At 73.9% G+C, this 17,288-nt stretch carries 9 protein-coding genes; 1 reads left to right on the top strand and 8 read right to left on the bottom strand.

Translation table 11 applies throughout. The features are described from left to right. Positions 1 to 50: 50 nt before the first annotated feature. The 6 genes from ACQPYX_RS22765 to ACQPYX_RS22740 all read right to left on the bottom strand — a co-directional run bounded on the left by ACQPYX_RS22765 (position 51) and on the right by ACQPYX_RS22740 (position 9,957). The gene (locus ACQPYX_RS22765; RefSeq protein ID WP_433799547.1) at positions 51 to 1,412 is read right to left on the bottom strand and encodes a neutral zinc metallopeptidase; all 1,362 of its coding nucleotides are present in this window, start codon (positions 1,410 to 1,412) and stop codon (positions 51 to 53) included. A 128-nt stretch (positions 1,413 to 1,540) separates the two neighbouring features. Further along, the gene (glgB, locus tag ACQPYX_RS22760) at positions 1,541 to 3,802 is read right to left on the bottom strand and encodes a 1,4-alpha-glucan branching protein GlgB (RefSeq protein ID WP_433799546.1); all 2,262 of its coding nucleotides are present in this window, start codon (positions 3,800 to 3,802) and stop codon (positions 1,541 to 1,543) included. A 99-nt stretch (positions 3,803 to 3,901) separates the two neighbouring features. Next, entirely contained in the window at positions 3,902 to 5,368 is a 1,467-nt protein-coding gene (locus ACQPYX_RS22755) for a maltokinase N-terminal cap-like domain-containing protein (RefSeq protein WP_433799545.1), read from the bottom strand. Continuing rightward, complete coding sequence (treS, locus tag ACQPYX_RS22750; RefSeq protein WP_433799544.1) at positions 5,368 to 7,143, bottom strand: maltose alpha-D-glucosyltransferase; 1,776 nt, start codon at positions 7,141 to 7,143, stop codon at positions 5,368 to 5,370. The genes ACQPYX_RS22755 and treS overlap by 1 nt, the downstream gene beginning before the upstream one ends. 89 nt (positions 7,144 to 7,232) lie before the next feature. Further along, positions 7,233 to 7,712 carry an FxsA family protein gene (locus tag ACQPYX_RS22745; RefSeq protein WP_433799543.1) on the bottom strand — a complete coding sequence of 160 codons (480 nt, stop codon included), beginning with the start codon at positions 7,710 to 7,712 and terminating at the stop codon, positions 7,233 to 7,235. 169 nt (positions 7,713 to 7,881) lie between these two features. After that, positions 7,882 to 9,957, bottom strand: a complete 2,076-nt coding sequence (locus ACQPYX_RS22740; RefSeq protein ID WP_433803787.1) for an alpha-1,4-glucan--maltose-1-phosphate maltosyltransferase — start codon at positions 9,955 to 9,957, stop codon at positions 7,882 to 7,884. A gap of 1,610 nt (positions 9,958 to 11,567) precedes the next feature. Between ACQPYX_RS22740 and glgP the strand changes: the two genes are divergently transcribed. Beyond that, positions 11,568 to 14,108, top strand: a complete 2,541-nt coding sequence (glgP, locus tag ACQPYX_RS22735) for an alpha-glucan family phosphorylase (protein WP_433799542.1) — start codon at positions 11,568 to 11,570, stop codon at positions 14,106 to 14,108. Positions 14,109 to 14,165: 57 nt separating this feature from the next. Here glgP and ACQPYX_RS22730 read toward each other — a convergent pair whose 3' ends face one another. Together ACQPYX_RS22730 and glgX are read right to left on the bottom strand one after the other, a co-directional pair. Beyond that, on the bottom strand, positions 14,166 to 15,086 hold the full coding sequence (locus tag ACQPYX_RS22730) for a DUF559 domain-containing protein (RefSeq protein ID WP_433799541.1): 921 nt from the start codon (positions 15,084 to 15,086) through the stop codon (positions 14,166 to 14,168). Between the two features lie 121 nt (positions 15,087 to 15,207). Continuing rightward, on the bottom strand, positions 15,208 to 17,262 hold the full coding sequence (glgX, locus tag ACQPYX_RS22725) for a glycogen debranching protein GlgX (RefSeq protein WP_433799540.1): 2,055 nt from the start codon (positions 17,260 to 17,262) through the stop codon (positions 15,208 to 15,210). Positions 17,263 to 17,288 lie beyond the last annotated feature (26 nt).

Below are 17,288 nucleotides of genomic sequence, written 5' to 3'. Positions count from 1 at the left end.
GCGGGGAACGGTCGGCGTATCGACGAGCAGCACGACCACGTGGCGGGCCGTCAGCGTAGGGCGAGACAGCGGTCCGCGCCGCCGTCGACCCCCGCCCGGAAGTCGGCGATGCGCGCGTAAGCGGTGGTGTCGGCGACCGCGCCGTCGGTGGCCGTCGCGGCGTCGTCGCTGCGGCGCAGCAGGTTCACGGCCTCGTCGAGATCGCCGGGGGAGAGGCTGAAGTCGGAGCCCGGCGCGCCGACGTCGGCGGTGTACGCCCCGGCCAGGCAGACCGCCGCGCGGCCCGCGGCGGCACCCGTCGTCGGGCGGTCGAGGGCGGCCAGGGCGGCGAGCGCGTAGCGGGAGGCGAGCAGGGTGCCGCTCGCGTAGTCGCCGAGCCCGTCGTGGATACCCGCGAGGGCGTCGTCGGTCTGGACGACCCCGCCGGTGCACAGCCCCACCGCGCCCTGCCCGCAGCCGTCGCGACCCGCGCGGATCGTCGGGGCGGTCCACGGGCCGCCCTTCGCCCGCACCAGCCCGCCGAAGTACCGGTCGAGGTCGGTGCCCATGGCGCGCAGCAGGTCGGGCAGCGGCAGGTTCCCGCCGCTCTGGGCGTCGGAGAGGGAGGCGAAGGCCTGCTGGGTGAAGGAGCGGTTCTGCAGCGACATCTGCGCGCAGGTCCCGACGCCGCCGGCGTAGCCGTCCTGGAACGAGGAGACGCGGTCGAACGCGTTGCCGTGCGCGCGGTCGTCCCGGGCGTCGGTGCCGACCGGGTCGCGGAAGGTGATCAGCGCGCTCATCGCGGCGTCGATGCCGGCGTCGCCGGTGCGCAGGTCGGGGGTCCCGCCGTCGTGCACCGCGCGGAGGAACGAGCCCGCGTAGCAGTCGGCCTGGCCCTCGGACAGGATCGTCGGCGCCCCGGAGCCCAGGCTCGCGCTGGTCGGCACGACGTCCTCGAGGCGCTGCTGGATCGCGTGGCCGAACTCGTGGGCGAGCACGACGACGACCGCCGAGTCCCCGAACTCCTCGCGCAGCACCGGGACCAGCGCCGCCCGGTCGTAGGCGATGACGTCGGCGCGCGGGCAGTAGAAGGCGTTGCCCTCGACCTCCTCCGGCGACTGCGTGCAGGGCGGGGCCGGCCCGGGACGCGAGGAGTCGACGGAGAAGTAGCCCTGCGGCGGCACGAAGCGTCGCCCGTCGGCCAGACGCGGGAACTGCTCGCCCCACCAGCCCTCGAGGTCGCGCAGCACGGCGGCGGCCAACCGGTCGTCGTCCGACCCGTCGTTGTCCCGGACGAACTGCGGGTCGAGCCCCGCGCTCACCTGCGGGCCGGCGAACGCCCGCCCGTCGACCGCCGACGCGCATCCGGCGGTGAGCAGCGCGAGCAGCACGAGCAGCACGGCCGGCACCGCCCCCACACCCCGGATCCGCACGGGATCAGTGTGCGGGAGCCGGGGCAGCCGTGGGGGCGGAACCGGGCGATCCGGCGACCCGGCTTCGACGATGCCGCCTTTCCTGCCACTGGGTGCAGGCAGTGACGCATTGCTTGCACCAGGGGGTGCTACGACTCCTCGTGCACGAGCCACAGCATCCCGGAGGCCGGCAGGGTGACCTCCGCCGACGCCGGGCGCCCGTGCTGCGGCACGGAGGCCGCGAAGACCGACCCGAAGTTGCCGGCCCCGTCGCCGCCGTAGACCTGCGCGTCGGTGTTGATCACCTCGCGCCAGCGGCCGGCCGCCGGCATCCCGACCCGGTAGCGGTCGTGCACGATGCCCGAGAAGTTCGCCACGCAGACCACGTCCGGCCCGCCCGTCGGGTCGTGCCGCACGAACGAGAAGACGTTGCCGCCCGCGTCGTTGGCGTCGATCCAGGAGAAGCCGGCCGGGTCGGTGTCGGCGACGTACATCGCCGGGTGCGCCCGGTACGCCGCGTTCAGGTCGGCGACGAGGCGCGCGACCCCGGCGTGCAGCGGGTCGTCGAAGAGCTCCCAGTCCAGGGAGCGCTCCTCGGACCACTCCCGGACCTGCCCGAACTCCTGGCCCATGAACAGCAGCTGCTTGCCCGGGTGGGCCCACATGTAGGCGAGCAGGGCCCGCAGCCCGGCCGCCTTGCCGTGGTCGCCGCGGCCCATGTCGGGCATCCGCGTCCACAGCGAACCCTTGCCGTGCACCACCTCGTCATGGCTGAACGGCAGGACGAAGTTCTCCGACCAGGCGTAGGTCAGCGAGAACGTCATCTCGTTGTGGTGGTAGCTGCGGTACATCGGGTCGCGCCCGACGTAGCCGAGCGTGTCGTGCATCCACCCCATGTTCCACTTCATGCCGAAGCCGAGGCCGCCGAGGTGGGTGGGGCGGGTGACGCCGGGCCACGCGGTGGACTCCTCGGCGATCGTCACGACGCCGGGGTGGTGCTTGTAGACGGTCGCGTTGAACTCCTGGAGGAACGAGACCGCCTCGAGGTTCTCCCGGCCGCCGTAGCGGTTGGGCACCCACTCCGAGCGCGAGTAGTCCAGGTAGAGCATCGAGGCGACCGCGTCCACGCGCAGGCCGTCGACGTGGAACTCCTCGAGCCAGTACAGGGCGTTCGCGACGAGGAAGTTGCGGACCTGGGAGCGCCCGAAGTCGAAGACGAGCGTGCCCCAGTCGAGCTGCTCGCCGCGGCGCGGGTCGCCGTGCTCGTAGCAGGGGGTGCCGTCGAAGTGCGCCAGCGCCCACTCGTCGCGCGGGAAGTGCGCGGGCACCCAGTCGACGATCACGCCGATCCCGGCGCGGTGCATCGTGTCGACGAACGCGCGGAAGTCGTCGGGCGTGCCGAACCGGCTCGAGGGCGCGTAGTACGAGGAGACCTGGTAGCCCCACGAGCCGCCGAACGGGTGCTCGGCCACCGGCAGCAGCTCCACGTGCGTGAAGCCGCGCTCGGTCAGGTAGCCGGCGAGCTCGTCCGCGAGCTCGGCGTAGGTCAGGCCCTGCTTCCACGAGCCGGCGTGGAGCTCGTAGACGCTCATCGGCTCGGCGTGCGGCGAGGATTCCCGACGACGCGTCATCCAGGCCTCGTCGTCCCAGGTGTGGGTCGAGGCGGTGACCACCGAGGCCGGGGTGGGCGGCAGGTCGGCGGCGAAGGCCATCGGGTCGGCCTTGTCCAGCCAGACGCCGGCGTGGGTGAGGATGCGGAACCCGTAGCGGGTGCCGAGCCCGACGCCGGGCAGGAACACCTCCCACACCCCGGAGCCGAGCGCGCGCATCGGCGTGGCGACGCCGTCCCAGCTGCCGTGCTCGGGCGCCCAGTCGCCGACGACGCGGACGCCGCGGGCGTTCGGCGCCCACACCGTGAACGACGTGCCCTCGACCGGCCCGGACGGCGTCGGCCAGCGGCGGAAGTGCGCCCCCAGGGCGTCCCAGAGCCGCTCGTGGCGGCCCTCGCCGATGAGGTGCAGGTCCACCGGGCCGAGGACGGGGGAGAAGCGGTACGGGTCGTCGACGATGCGCTCGACGGCGTCGCCGTGGGCGTCCCCGCCGGACTCGTCGGTCGTCCTGATCGCGAGCCGGTAGTGCGGCAGGGGCCCCGGCACGGCGCCCGCGAAGAGTCCGGAGGTGTCGACGGGGGAGAGCGGGTAGCGACCCGCCGTCGGGCCCGCCTCGACGACGACGTCGACCTCGTCCGCGCCCGGCTGCAGCGTCCGGACCACGACGGTGCCCGGGTTCTGCGGGCGGCGGTGCGGGCCGAGCACGCTGTGCGGGTCGCGGTGCGAGCCCTCGACGAGCAGGTGCACGTCGAGTTCGCCGGGGGCGACGGGCAACGGGCCGGGCGCGGTGGGACGGGTCATCGGTGGTGCGACTCCGGTTTCGGGTGCGGGTGCGGTTCTCCTACCCGGACGGCGGGCGCTCCGAACCGGTCCGCGCGGTGCGGGGAGGGTCCGGGTGGGTCAGGCGCCCGAGGCCCCGGGAGCGGGTGCGGACGGGTCCCCGACGAGCCGGGTCATCGACCGGACCGGGATCGCGAGCCAGTTCGGTCGGTTGCGGGTCTCGTAGAGGACCTCGTAGACGGCCTTGTCGAGCTCGTAGGCGCGCAGCACGGCCATCTGCTCACGCGGGTCGGCGCCGGCGACCTCGGCGTAGCCGTCGCAGAACGCGGAGCGGTTCCGGTCGGCCCACTCCTGGGCGCGCCGCTGCAGGTAGGCCGGCGCCTCCGCCCCGGTCTCCCACTCGGCGAGCTGGTGGAACGCCGCGTAGTCGAACGAGCGCAGCATCGCCGCCACGTCGCGCAGCGGGGAGTCGGGCCGGACCCGGTCCTCCAGCGGCCGCGAGGGCTCGCCCTCGAAGTCGATCGCGAGCCAGCCGCGCGGGGTGCGCAGCGTCTGGCCGAGGTGCAGGTCGCCGTGGACGCGCTGGACGTCGAGTCCGTCGACGTCGGTGACGCCGCGCAGCACGCGGGCGATGGCCTCGCGCTGCTCGGCGACCGCGGGCGCCGACTCGGCCGCCCGGTCGAGGCGTTCGAGCATCCAGTCGGCGACCGCCGCGACGCCGTCCGCGCCGAGCCGGTCGCTGCCCAGGGCCCGGGCCAGCTCGAGGTGGACGGTCGCGATGGTCTTCCCGAGCCGGTGCGCCTCGCCGGCGAAGTCCCCGCCGACCTCGTCGGGACGGAGGTCGCCCTCCGCGAGCAGGTCCCGCACGCTGGTCAGCGCCATGCCCCAGCCGTCCGCGGAGTTCGCGGCGTAGCTCTGCAGCATCGCGACGGTCATCGGCTGCGGGCCGTCGTCGCCGGCCAGCTCGCCCTCGATCGCGCCGAGCAGCGGCGCGACCTCGCCGGAACGCTCCCGGCCGAGCGCCCGGTGCAGCTCGAGGTCGGGGTTGAGCCCCGGGGTCGCGCGGCGGAAGAGCTTCATGATCGCGCGCTCGCCGTAGATCACCGACGAGTTGGACTGCTCGCCGAGCAGCGGGCGCCCCGGCCCGACGATCGGCGCCTCGGTGGCGGGCTCGGGCACGAAGCGCAGCGAGCCGACGGCCGTGTCGGAGACGATCATCGAGAGGAGCAGGCGGCTGATCTCGCCGTCGGCGAGGCCGTCGTAGACCACGCGGTCGCCGACCCGGCCGATCACGGCGTGCTCGAGGTCCCCGGGCAGCTCCGGGCGCGTGCCGAGCAGCAGCTGGAACCGGTCCTCGGGCCCGTCGTCGGTGAACGACACCGCGATCACGGCGTGCGCGACGGCGGGCACGGCGTCGGCGGGCGTGACGTCCTGGTGGCCGACCAGACGGACGGCCGCGACCGTGCGGTCCTTGGCCGCGAACCAGCGCTGGTCGGGCAGCCAGGCGGTCAGCGAGGGCAGCAGGGCGTCGAGGCTCGTGTTCACCGGGTCGAGCTCCGCTCCGCTTCGTCTCCCGTGCGCCGTCATCAGCGCTGCTCCTGCGCCGGCTGGATCGAGAACCAGTAGAAGCCGTGCCCGGGCAGCGTGAGCAGGTAGGGCAGCTCACCGATCGCCGGGAAGGGGACGCCTCCGGTCAGCTCGGTGAGCGTCCAGTCCTTCCAGGCGATCAAATCGAGCTCCACGGGTTGCGGGAAACGGGACATGTTGTTGACGCACAGCACGACGTCCCGGTGCCCGTCGGCCTCGACGGTCTGCCGGACGTAACTCAGCACCGAGGAGTTGGAGCCGCCGAGCTCGTGGAAGTCGCCGAGCCCGAACGCGGGGTGCTGGCGGCGGATCTCGATCATCCTACGGTTCCAGTGCAGCAGGCTCGCACTGGAGTTGGACTGGGCCTCGACGTTGACGGCCTGGTAGCCGTACACCGGGTCCATCACGATCGGCAGGTTGAGCCGCCCCGGGTCGCAGGAGGAGAAGCCCGCGTTCCGGTCCGGCGTCCACTGCATGGGACTGCGGACGCCGTCGCGGTCACCCAGCCAGATGTTGTCGCCCATCCCGATCTCGTCGCCGTAGTAGATGACGGGGCTACCCGGGAGGGAGAGCAACAACGCGGTGAACAGTTCGAGCTGGTTGCGGTCGTTGTCGAGCAGCGGGGCCAGCCGGCGGCGGATGCCGATGTTGGCCTTCATCCGCGGGTCCTTGGCGTACTCCGCGTACATGTAGTCGCGCTCGTCGTCGGTGACCATCTCGAGGGTCAGCTCGTCGTGGTTGCGCAGGAAGATGCCCCACTGCGCGTTGTGCGGGATCTCCGGGGTCTGCGCCAGGATCTCCGAGATCGGGAACCGCGACTCGCGCCGGACCGCCATGAAGATGCGCGGCATCAGCGGGAAGTGGAACGCCATGTGGCACTCGTCGCCGCCCGCGGCCGGGTCGCCGAAGTACTCCACGACGTCGGCGGGCCACTGGTTGGCCTCGGCGAGCAGGATGCGGCCCGGGTACTCGTCCTCGATGACCTTGCGGCAGCGCTTGAGGAACGCGTGGGTCTCCGGGAGGTTCTCGCCGTTCGTGCCGTCGCGCTCGAACAGGTACGGCACGGCGTCGAGGCGGAAGCCGTCGATCCCGAGGTCGAGCCAGAACCGCAGCGCGTCGATCATCGCCTCGCACACGGCCGGGTTGTCGAAGTTCAGGTCCGGCTGGTGGGAGAAGAACCGGTGCCAGAAGAACTGGCCGCGCACGTAGTCGTAGGTCCAGTTCGACGCCTCGGTGTCGACGAAGATGATCCGCGCGTCGGGGTAGCGGGTGTCGTCGTCGGACCAGACGTAGTAGTTTCCGAACGGGCCGTCCGGGTCGCGGCGCGACTCCTGGAACCACACGTGCTGGTCGGAGGTGTGGTTCATGACGAGGTCGGTGATCACGCGGATGCCGCGGGCGTGCGCCTGGTCGACGAACTCGACGAAGTCCTCGACGGTGCCGAACTCCGGCAGCACCTTGCGGTAGTCGCGGATGTCGTACCCGCCGTCGCGCAGCGGGGAGTCGTAGAACGGCGGCAGCCACAGGCAGTCGACGCCCAGCCAGGCCAGGTAGTCCAGCTTGTCGGTCAGCCCGCGCAGGTCGCCGAAGCCGTCGCGGTTCGAGTCGGCGAACGCCCGCACGAGGACCTCGTAGAAGACCGCGCGCTTGTACCAGTCGTCCTCGACCGGGAGCTGGCGGGCGCGGCGGAAGTCCTCGGCGCTCGGTTCGACGACCTCGTGTCCCGGCTCGGCGACGTGGGTGCTGGTGGGCGCGCTGGCGGTCCCCTCGTTCATCGCGCGCCACGGTAGTGGTCCGACCCGCCTGCGCGCCGCACCGGAGGGCGCTCCGGTGTCCGATGTGTCCCCGATCGCCGTCGATCGCCTCAGCGCTCGCGGGGCGGGTCGGCCGGGGCGCCCTCGATGACCATGGGCGCGCCCCGCTCCGGGTCCGGCCGGGCGGCGGGGCCGGTCCCTCCGATCACGACGACGGACGGGGCCATCCGGGCACTCCCGGCCCGGACCGCACGGGCGGCCGCGCGGCGGGCGAGCGCCCGGCGCACCGGCGGCACGAGCAGCACGAGGGCGGCGAGCGTCGAGAGCATGCCCGGCACCACCAGCAGGACACCGGCGAGGGCGACGTACATCCCGTCGGCCACCTCGGCCTCGGCCGGGCGCCGGCTCTGCACCGCACGTCCGAGGGCGGTGATCGAGCGCCGGCCCTCGTGCCGGAGCGCCCAGGCCCCGATCACGGCGGAGAGGATCAGCAGACCCAGCAGCCCCAGGAAGCCGACGGCCTGGCCCACCAGGACCAGGACCCAGATCTCCACGGCCACGTAGGCCAGGAACGCGAGCAGGAGCGGCACGGGGACCTCCTCAAGGTCTGTCTGCCCCCTTAACGCGCGACGGGCGCCGAAAGTGCCCGGAGGCGTCGTCGGGAACGCCCCCGGAATCCCCCGGAACGCACGAACGGCACTCTCGCGCGCTCTATGTGCGCGAGAGTGCCGTTCGTTCGGATCGGGGCGAGCCCTCGGCCTACCGCTTCTGCACCGACACCAGGTGCGCCACGTCGCGCCACGGCTCGAGGCGCACGAAGTTCGACTGGCCCCAGTCGAACACCTGCCCGCTGACCTCGTCGAACGCGCCGAAGCGGGCGAACGGGTCGAGGCCGAGCGCCGCCATGTCGAGGCGCAGCGTGCCCTCCTCGGCGCCGAACGGGTTGAGGTTGACCACGCCGATCACGGTGTCGCCGGTGATCGGGTCGGTCTTGGACCAGGCGAGCAGCGCGTCGTTGTCGGTCTCGTGGAAGCGCAGCGTGCGGATCTGGCGCACGGCCGGGTGGGCGCGGCGGATCTCGTTGAGCCGCGTGATCCACGGCTGCAGGCTGCGGCCCTCGGCGAGCGCGCGGTCGAAGTCCCGCGGCCGGAGCTGGTACTTCTCCGAGTCCAGGTACTCCTCGCTGCCCGCGCGGACCGGCTGCCACTCGAACAGCTCGAAGCCCGCGTAGACCCCCCACGACGGCGCCAGCATCGCGGCCAGCGTCGCCCGGATCGCGAACATGCCGGGACCGCCGGTCTGCAGCGACTCGTGGAGGATGTCCGGGGTGTTGACGAAGCAGTTCGGGCGGGCCTCGTCGATGCGGTCGCGGTGCATCTCGAAGAACTCGCGCAGCTCGTCGCGGCCGGTCCGCCACGTGAAGTACGTGTAGGACTGGCTGAACCCGGCCTTGGCGAGCCCGAACAGCCGCGCCGGGCGGGTGAACGCCTCGGCGAGGAACACGACGCCGGGGTCGACCTCGTGCACCTTCGCGATGAGCCAGGACCAGAAGTCGGCCGGCTTGGTGTGCGGGTTGTCCACGCGGAACACGCGGACCCCGTGCTCCAGCCAGTACAGGACCACCCGCAGCGACTCGGCGTAGATGCCGGCCGGGTCGGTGTCGAAGTTGACCGGGTAGATGTCCTGGTACTTCTTCGGCGGGTTCTCGGCGTAGGCGATCGTCCCGTCCGGTCGCACCGTGAACCACTCCGGGTGCGCCGCGGCCCACGGGTGGTCGGGCGCGCACTGGAGCGCGAAGTCGAGCGCGACCTCCAGGTCGAGCTCTTTCGCCCGCGCGACGAAGGCGTCGAAGTCCTCGATCGTCCCGAGCTGCGGGTGCACGGCGTCGTGCCCGCCGTCGGCCGACCCGATCGCCCACGGCGACCCGACGTCGTCCGGGCCCGGGGTCAGCGTGTTGTTCGGGCCCTTGCGGTTGACCGTGCCGATCGGGTGGATCGGCGGCAGGTAGACGACGTCGAAGCCCATCGCCGCGGCCCGGTCCAGCTCGCGCTGCGCGGTGCGGAAGGTGCCGTGCACGGGCTTCCCGTCGGCGTCCCACCCGCCGGTGGAGCGCGGGAAGAACTCGTACCAGGCGCCGTCGAGGGCCCGTGGGCGCTCGACGAGCACGTGGTGGTCGGCGCCCCGGGTGACGAGCTCGCGCACCGGACGCTCGGTCATCGTGTGCTGCACCGGCTCGGACAACGCCTTCGCCAGGCGCTCGACCAGCGGCCGCTCGGTGTCCCGCAGCGAGGCCGCGGCCTCGCGCAGTTCCGTGGCGAACGTGAACGACGGCGGCATCTCCAGCGGCGTCGTCGCCTCGCTCGCCGGCTGGTGGGCGACCTCGTCGGCCGAGGAGCGGTCCTCGATCTGCGCGGCCCCGCGCTCCAGGATCCGGGCGCCGTTCTCCAGGTCGTTGGCGAGCTCGCCCGGTCCCTGACCGGCCGCGACCTTCACCTCGACCGCGTGCCGCCAGGTGGCCCACGGGTCGCTCCAGGCGTCGACCCGGAAGCGCCACAGGCCCTCGGCGTCGGCGACGAGGCTCGCGGCGGCGCGGTCGGTGTCCTTGCCCAGGCTCACCATCCGTGCGGTGCGCTCGTGCCCGACGACGGCTGCGGTCGCCACGGCCTCGGCGTCCGCGTGGTCGACGTCCGCGCAGCGCTGCCACACCAGGGTGGCGGCGATCGCGTCGTGGCCCTCGCGCCAGACCGTCGCGGTGACGGGGACGACCTCCCCGACGACCGCCTTCGACGGGAACCGTCCACCCGACACCTCGGGCGTGACCTCGTCGATCCCCAGCCGGCCCTGCGCGAGGCGGGCCCGCTCGGCCGCGAGGTCGGCGGTCCCGGTGGTGCGCGACGCGGCCGGCGCCGGGTCGGGGTCGGTCTGCGCGACCGCGTCCGCGACCGTGTCGGCCGGGGCCGCCGCCGGGGTGTCGGGCGTGGTCTCGGCGGTGGTCGGCGTCGCGACCTCGGGTGCCTCGGTCACGGGGGTGTCGTCGACCGTCTCCTGTGCGGCGGCGGTGCGGTCGCTGCCCGCGAGGTCGACGTCAGGCAGGTCCGAGGCGGCCGGACCCTGCGTGGTGTGACGCTCGGGCTCGGCGGGGGTCCACTCGGCGTCGGTGATCCGGTCCTCGCCCCGCCCAGCGGCGGCAGCGGCGGAGCCGGCGACCGCACCGGCGGTCACGGCGCCGAACGCGAGGCCGGACCCGTCCGCGGCGGGGGAGGTGACGGGCTCGTCGAGCGGCTCGTCGGCGGGGCCCCGGCGCTCGAGGTCGAGGTCGGCGTCGCGCAGTCCGGTCCCGTCGGCGGTGGGGGAGGTGACGGGCTCGTCGGGCTCCTCGAGCCGGCCCCGCCCGATGGCCTCCGGGGCGGCCAGGCCGGAGCCGTCGGCGGCGGGGGAGGTCACGGGGTCGTCGGACGCGGTGGCCGGCGCCTCGTCGCGCGCGTGGCGACCCGGGGCGGCGAGCGGGGAGTCCGCGCGCTCGCCCGGACCCGGCCGCGTCGGCGGGGTCGCGGCGGAGGGCGCCGACGCACCGTGCTCGGTGGTCGGCCGATCGGCGGGCGAACTCATGTCGGTCGCCCTACCCGAACCGGCCGGTTTCGATGCGCTCGGAGCGTCCGGGCGGCGGGTGAGCGCGGTGGGCGCCTCGTCCGGGTCGTCGGAGGACCCCTGCGGCACGACCGGCCGGCGCCACGGCGGCACGACGGCCCGGAAGCCACCGGTGTTCGTGGACCGGGACCACGCGGGGGCGGCCGGCGGACCGGCGGGCCGCTCCGGCGCGGGGGGCCGCGAGCGGTCGACGGGCGGGCGCGGGGCGGACGGCACGGTCGGGCCGCCGGCGATCGAGGCCTCGAGGGAGCCACCGTCGTGACCCCGCCCGTAGCCCGGCACCGGGATCGGGCCGGAGGGCAGTCCCGGGTTCACCGACGCGTCCGGCGGCGGGGGCGGGCCGAGCTCGACCTCGCCCGACGAGCCCCACGGACGACGGGGCGGCGCGCTGCGGTCGCGCGGGTCGTAGCGCGGCGGCAGATCCTCCGCGGCGGCCGCGCCGTCCGACCCCCAGCCCTCGGAGCCCCGGTGACCGGACCCGGCGTCGGGGGCCTCCGGCTCGACCGGCGCCGACCCCGCGGCCGGGAAACTCCCGGTGTCGGTCCGGCGCCCGGTGACGATCGCCCGGAACCGCCCGCTCCACGGTTCGCTGCGCCGCGGCGCCGCCTCCTGCCCCTCCGGCTCGCTGACCTGCTCGAACGACCCGGTCCCGCTGCCGCCGTACTCACCCTCGGGTCGTCGTCCGGACGGCCACCATCTCCCCAGCACGCTCACGCCACGCAGCGTAGCCAGCGAATCGATCCAGCCGCGACGGGCGATGACGGCGCGTCGGAAGGGTTTGCCTACGCTTGGCCCCCGTGAGAGCACTGCGCCGTTTCTCCGTCCGCGCCCAGCTGCCGGCCGCGCTCGCGCCGCTGCAGGACCTCGCGACGAACCTGCGCTGGACCTGGCACGGTCCGACGCAGGACCTGTTCGCCGCGGTCGACGAGACGGCCTGGCGCCGTGGCGGGGGTGACCCCGTCCGCCTGCTCGGCGAGGTCAGCCCGGCGCGGCTCGCCGCGCTCGCCGAGGACGAGGCGTTCGTGGCGCGGGTGCGCGAGGTGTCCGACGACCTGCGGACCTACCTCGACGAGCCGCGCTGGTACCAGGGCCGACAGGACCTCCCGGCCGGCATCGGCTACTTCTCGATGGAGTTCGGCGTCTCCGAGGTGCTGCCGAACTACTCGGGCGGCCTCGGCATCCTCGCGGGCGACCACCTGAAGGCCGCCTCGGACCTGGGCGTGCCGCTGATCGCGGTCGGGCTGCTCTACCGCTCGGGCTACTTCCGGCAGTCGCTCTCGCTCGACGGCTGGCAGCAGGAGCAGTACCCGGCGCTCGACCCGCAGGGCCTGCCGCTGCACCTGCTCGCCGGCGCGGACGGGGCGCCGCTGCTGGTGCACGTCGCGATGCCCGAGGGCCGCGTGCTGCGCGCCCGCATCTGGGTCGCCTCCGTCGGCCGCGTGCCGCTGCTGCTCCTCGACGCCGACATCGAGGACAACGACGCCGACCTGCGCCAGATCACCGACCGCCTCTACGGCGGCGACGCCGAGCACCGCATCCGGCAGGAGATCCTCGTCGGGATCGGCGGTGTGCGGGCGGTCCGCGCGTACTGCGGCGTGACCGGCCACGCGGCCCCCGAGGTGTTCCACACCAACGAGGGCCACGCCGGGTTCCTCGGCCTGGAGCGCATGCGGGAACTCGTCACGACGGCGGGTCTGGACATCGACCAGGCGCTCGCGGCGGTCCGCGCGGGCACCGTGTTCACCACGCACACCCCGGTGCCGGCGGGCATCGACCGCTTCCCGATCGGGCTGGTGGAGCACTACTTCTCCGCCGACCTGCTGCCCGGCATCGGCGTCGAGCGGGTGCTGGCGCTGGGCCGCGAGCCCGACACCGACATGTTCAACATGGCGCACATGGGCCTGCGCCTGGCCCAGCGCTCGAACGGGGTCTCGCAGCTGCACGGCGAGGTCTCGCGGGGGATGTTCTCGTCGCTGTGGGGCGGCTTCGACGCGCCCGAGGTGCCGATCGGCTCGGTGACCAACGGCGTGCACGGCCCGACCTGGACCGCCCGCGAGATGGTCGGCCTGACCGCCGGAGCGGCCGCGGCCGGTGCCGGACCGGAGCTGTTCGGCGTCTCGGACTCGCTGCTCTGGGAGGTCCGTGGCCAGCTGCGGGCCCGCCTGGTCTCCGAGGTCCGTCGTCGGGTGAAGGCGTCCTGGCTCGACCGCGGAGCCTCGGAGCCGGAGCTGGGCTGGACCGAGCGGATCTTCGACCCGAACGTCCTCACCATCGGCTTCGCCCGCCGCGTCCCGACCTACAAGCGGCTCACCCTCATGCTGCGCGACCCCGAGCGGCTGCGGGCGATGCTGCTCGATCCGGACCGGCCCGTGCAGCTCGTGATCGCCGGCAAGTCGCACCCCGCCGACGACTCCGGCAAGCGGCTCATCCAGGAGATGGTCCGGTTCGCCGACGACCCGGCCGTCCGCCACCGCATCGTGTTCCTCCCGGACTACGACATGTCGATGGCCCGCTACCTCTACTGGGGCTGCGACGTCTGGCTGAACAACCCGCTGCGCCCGCTCGAGGCGTGCGGCACCTCGGGCATGAAGTCGGCGCTCAACGGCGGGCTCAACCTGTCGGTGCGCGACGGCTGGTGGGACGAGCTCTACGACGGCCGCAACGGCTGGTCGATCCCCACCGCGGACGGCGTCGACGACCCCGACCGCCGCGACGACATCGAGGCCGCCGCCCTCTACGACCTGATGTCCACGCAGGTCGCGCCGCTGTTCTACGACCGCGGCGCCGACGGCGTGCCGGACCGCTGGACCGCGCTGGTGCGCCACACGCTCGCTACGCTGTCGCCGAAGGTCCAGGCCACGCGCATGGTCACCGACTACGTCACCGACTGGTACGCGCCGGCCGCGCGCGCCGCCCGCCGGGTCAACGCCTCGGGCTACGCGGGCGCCAAGGAGCTCGCCGAGTTCCGGGCCCGCTTGGACGCGGCGTGGCCGTCGGTGCGCGTCGCGGAGGTCGACGCCTCGGGCGCGGCGGACACCCCGGTGCTGGGCGCCCCGATGACCGTGCGCGCGTCGGTGGAGCTGGGCGGTCTCTCGACCTCCGACGTGCTGGTGCAGGCCGTGGTGGGCCGCGCCGACGACCACGACGAGCTGTCGGCCTCGATCGTCGAGCCGATGCGCCCCGTGGGGTCGGCGGGCTCGACGGGTGGCGCGGAGACCTTCGAGGCCACCGTGGCGCTCCCGCACGCGGGCGTCCTGGGCTACACGGTCCGGGTCCTCCCGGCGAACGAGCTGCTCGCCTCGCCGGTGGAGCTGGGCAAGGTCGTCCTCCCGGCCTAGGGGCCACCGATGTCAGTGGCATCGGGTGCACTCAGCTGCGCCCGATGCCACTGAAGATCAGGAGCGGCTCCGCTCGGCCAGCGCGTCCTGGACGGTGCGCACGAAGTCGTGGGGACGGTCCTTGAGCTCGTGCCAGTTCGTGCGGATCACGACCCACCCGGCGAGCACGAGGGCGTTCTGGCGGGCCGCGTCGTGCAGGAACGCCCGCAGGTCGCGGTGGTAGGCCCAGCCGTCGATCTCGACGAGCACCCGTCGGTCCAGGAAGGCGAGGTCGAGGACCGCCGGACCGTGGCGGGGGAGGATCACTCTCACGTCGGCCTCCCAGCCGACGATGTCGGCCTCGCGCAGGACCCGGTGAGCGATGCGTTCAGCCTCGGAGCGTGCTCCCCCTGCGGCCAGCGCGAGGAGCGTGGCGGCGAGGACGGCCCCGTAGCGCCCGCGGGACCGCTGGTGCGTCTCGGTCAGCGCGTCGAGGGCGACCACGCCCTTCTGGAGCACCCGGTCCATGAGCTTCGCGCCCGCGATCAGGCCGAGTGCCGCGACCGCGGCGAGCACGGTGGCGGCCTTCTTGGTGACCAGGAGCCCGTCGACGGCGACGCGGTCACGCGCGGGCACGGCCCGCCGGACGACGGTGACCCCGTCCCGCGGGCGTGGCTGGTTCCGCTGCGGCACCGCGATCTCCACCGACGCCGGCGCGGTGTCCGTCATCTGCCACCAGAACGCGGCCGACCTGCCGACGAGGGTCGCGTCGGCCCCGAGCGAGAGCATCGCGACGCGGATGCGGGAGCGTGCGGTCACGGGCTGGTCGGTCGCGCGGAGCACGTTGTGCGCCGGCCGCTCCCACTCCCCACGACGGATCTTCCCGGCGATCGCGACCTTCGAGTACCCGGCGTCCTTGGCCTCCTGCACGGTGGCGACGCCGTCCTGGGCCCGCATCCGGGCGTGCAGCTTCGCCGCGTCGATCGTCCTCGCCCTCACAGCAGCTCGGACGCGCCCGGAGCCGCGTCGGCTCCCACTTTCTCCGCCGCCCCGAACTTCAGTGGCACGGAGAGCACCTGAGTGCCCCCGATGCCACTGAAATCTTGGAGGCCGGTGGGGCTCACACCGAGCGGAACACCAGGAACGAGTGCGGCGGCACGGTGACCGACGCGCCGGCGGCCAACGGCTCCACCGACGGCGGCGTGCCGTCCGGGGTGCCGGAGGTCAGCTCGGGGACGAACGTCGTGTCGCCGAGCCAGGTCGGCAGCTCCACGTCGACGTCGCCCGCCCCGGAGTGCAGCACCAGCAGCACCGACGAGGCGGAGCGCACCCGCACCACGAGGGTCTCCTTGTGGTGGCCCCAGTCCTCGGCGCCGAGCTCCCGGGCGGTCTCGGAGAGCCACACGATGTCGGGGACCTCGCCGTCGGGCAGGTCGGAGTGGCCGTAGTAGAAGTCGTCGCGGCGCAGCCCCGGGACCGACCGGCGCAGGGCGAACAGCTTGCCGACGAAGTCGACCAGGGGCCCGGCCGACGTCCACGACCGCCACGACGTCTCGTCGTCGAGGCAGTAGGCGTTGTTGTTGCCGTACTGGGTGTGGCCCAGCTCGTCGCCGCCGAGCAGCATCGGGGTGCCCGCCGAGAGGCCCAGCGTGGCCAGCAGGTTCCGCGTCTGGCGCTCCCGCAGTGCCAGCACGGCCTCGTCGTCGGTCGGCCCCTCCACCCCGCCGTTCCAGGAACGGTTGTCGTCGGTGCCGTCGCGGTTGTCCTCGCCGTTGGCCTCGTTGTGCTTGTGGTCGTAGGAGACGAGGTCGCGCAGGGTGAACCCGTCGTGGGCGGTCACGAAGTTCACCGACGCCGCCGGGCCGCGTCGCGGCCAGTAGATGTCCGACGAGCCCGCGAGACGCGTGACGATCTCCGACACCGCGCCGTGGCGGCGCCAGAAGTCGCGGACGCCGTCGCGGTAGCGGCCGTTCCACTCCGCCCACACCGCGCCGAAGCCCCCGACCTGGTAGCCCTCGCCGGTCGCGTCCCACGGCTCGGCGATCAGCTTCACGCCGGACAGCACCTCGTCCGCCGCCAGCGCCGCCAGCAGCGGCGCGTCCCGGGAGAACCCCGACCCGCCCGGGCGGCCCATCGTCGACGCCAGGTCGAACCGGAACCCGTCCACGCCCATCTCGGTCACCCAGTACCGCAGGCAGTCCAGGACCAGCGCGGTCACCAGCGGGGACCCGGCGTCGAAGGTGTTGCCGCACCCGGTGAAGTCGATGTCCCGCCCGCTCGACCCCAGCTGGTACCACGACGGCGCGTCCAGCCCGCGCCACGACAGCGACGGTCCGCCGACACCGCCCTCGCAGGAGTGGTTGAACACCACGTCGAGCACGACCTCGAGGCCCGCGGCGTGCAGCGCGTCGACCATCGCCCGGAACTCCGGGATCTCCCTGCCCCGCACGGACGCGTAGCGCGGCTCGGGGGCGAGGTAGGCCAACGTCGAGTAGCCCCAGTGGTTGTGCGCGCCGCGCGCCATCAACGACGGCTCGGGGGCGTTCGCGAACACGGGCAGCAGCTCGACGGTCGTCACGCCCAGCCGCGTCAGGTGCTCCAGCACGGCCGGGTGCGCCACGCCGGCGAACGTTCCCCGCAGGGCCTCGGGCACCTCGGGGTGGCGCATCGTGAGATCGCGCACGTGCGTCTCGTAGATCACCGTGTCCCGCCACGGAACCCGGGGCCGCTGCGTCCCGACGGAGGGCGCCGGCTCCGGGACCACCGCGAAGGGCACCGAGCCGGCCGAGTCGACCGACGACGGCCCGCCGAAGGGGTCGTCGTCGAGGTGTGCGAGCGCCGCGGGCAGGGACGTGAACGCACCATCGACGCGGCGGGCCCACGGGTCGACGAGCAGCTTCGCGGGATTGGTGCGCACCCCGGTCGCGGGCGACCACGGGCCGTGGACCCGCAGGCCGTAGCCGGTGCCCGCCGCGACGCCGGGGACCTCGCCGCGCCACCAGCCGTCGTCGTCGGGAACGAGCTCCACCCGCCGCCCGGCGTCCCAGGAGCCCTCCGACAGGCACACCTCGACGGCCTCGGCGCTGGACGTGGCGGGGACGGCGACCGACAGCGTGCCCTCCTCGTCGAGTCGGACGCCGCGCAGTGCGGTGCCGGTGTGGCTCGTGGTGCGCATGACGGGAGATGGTGCCGGATCCGACC

The organism is Actinomycetospora sp. CA-084318, assembly GCF_050955885.1.
Lineage (GTDB): Bacteria > Actinomycetota > Actinomycetes > Mycobacteriales > Pseudonocardiaceae > Actinomycetospora.
The sequence above is the reverse complement of the archived record's forward strand: the minus strand, read 5'-3'. Positions and strand labels throughout refer to the sequence as shown.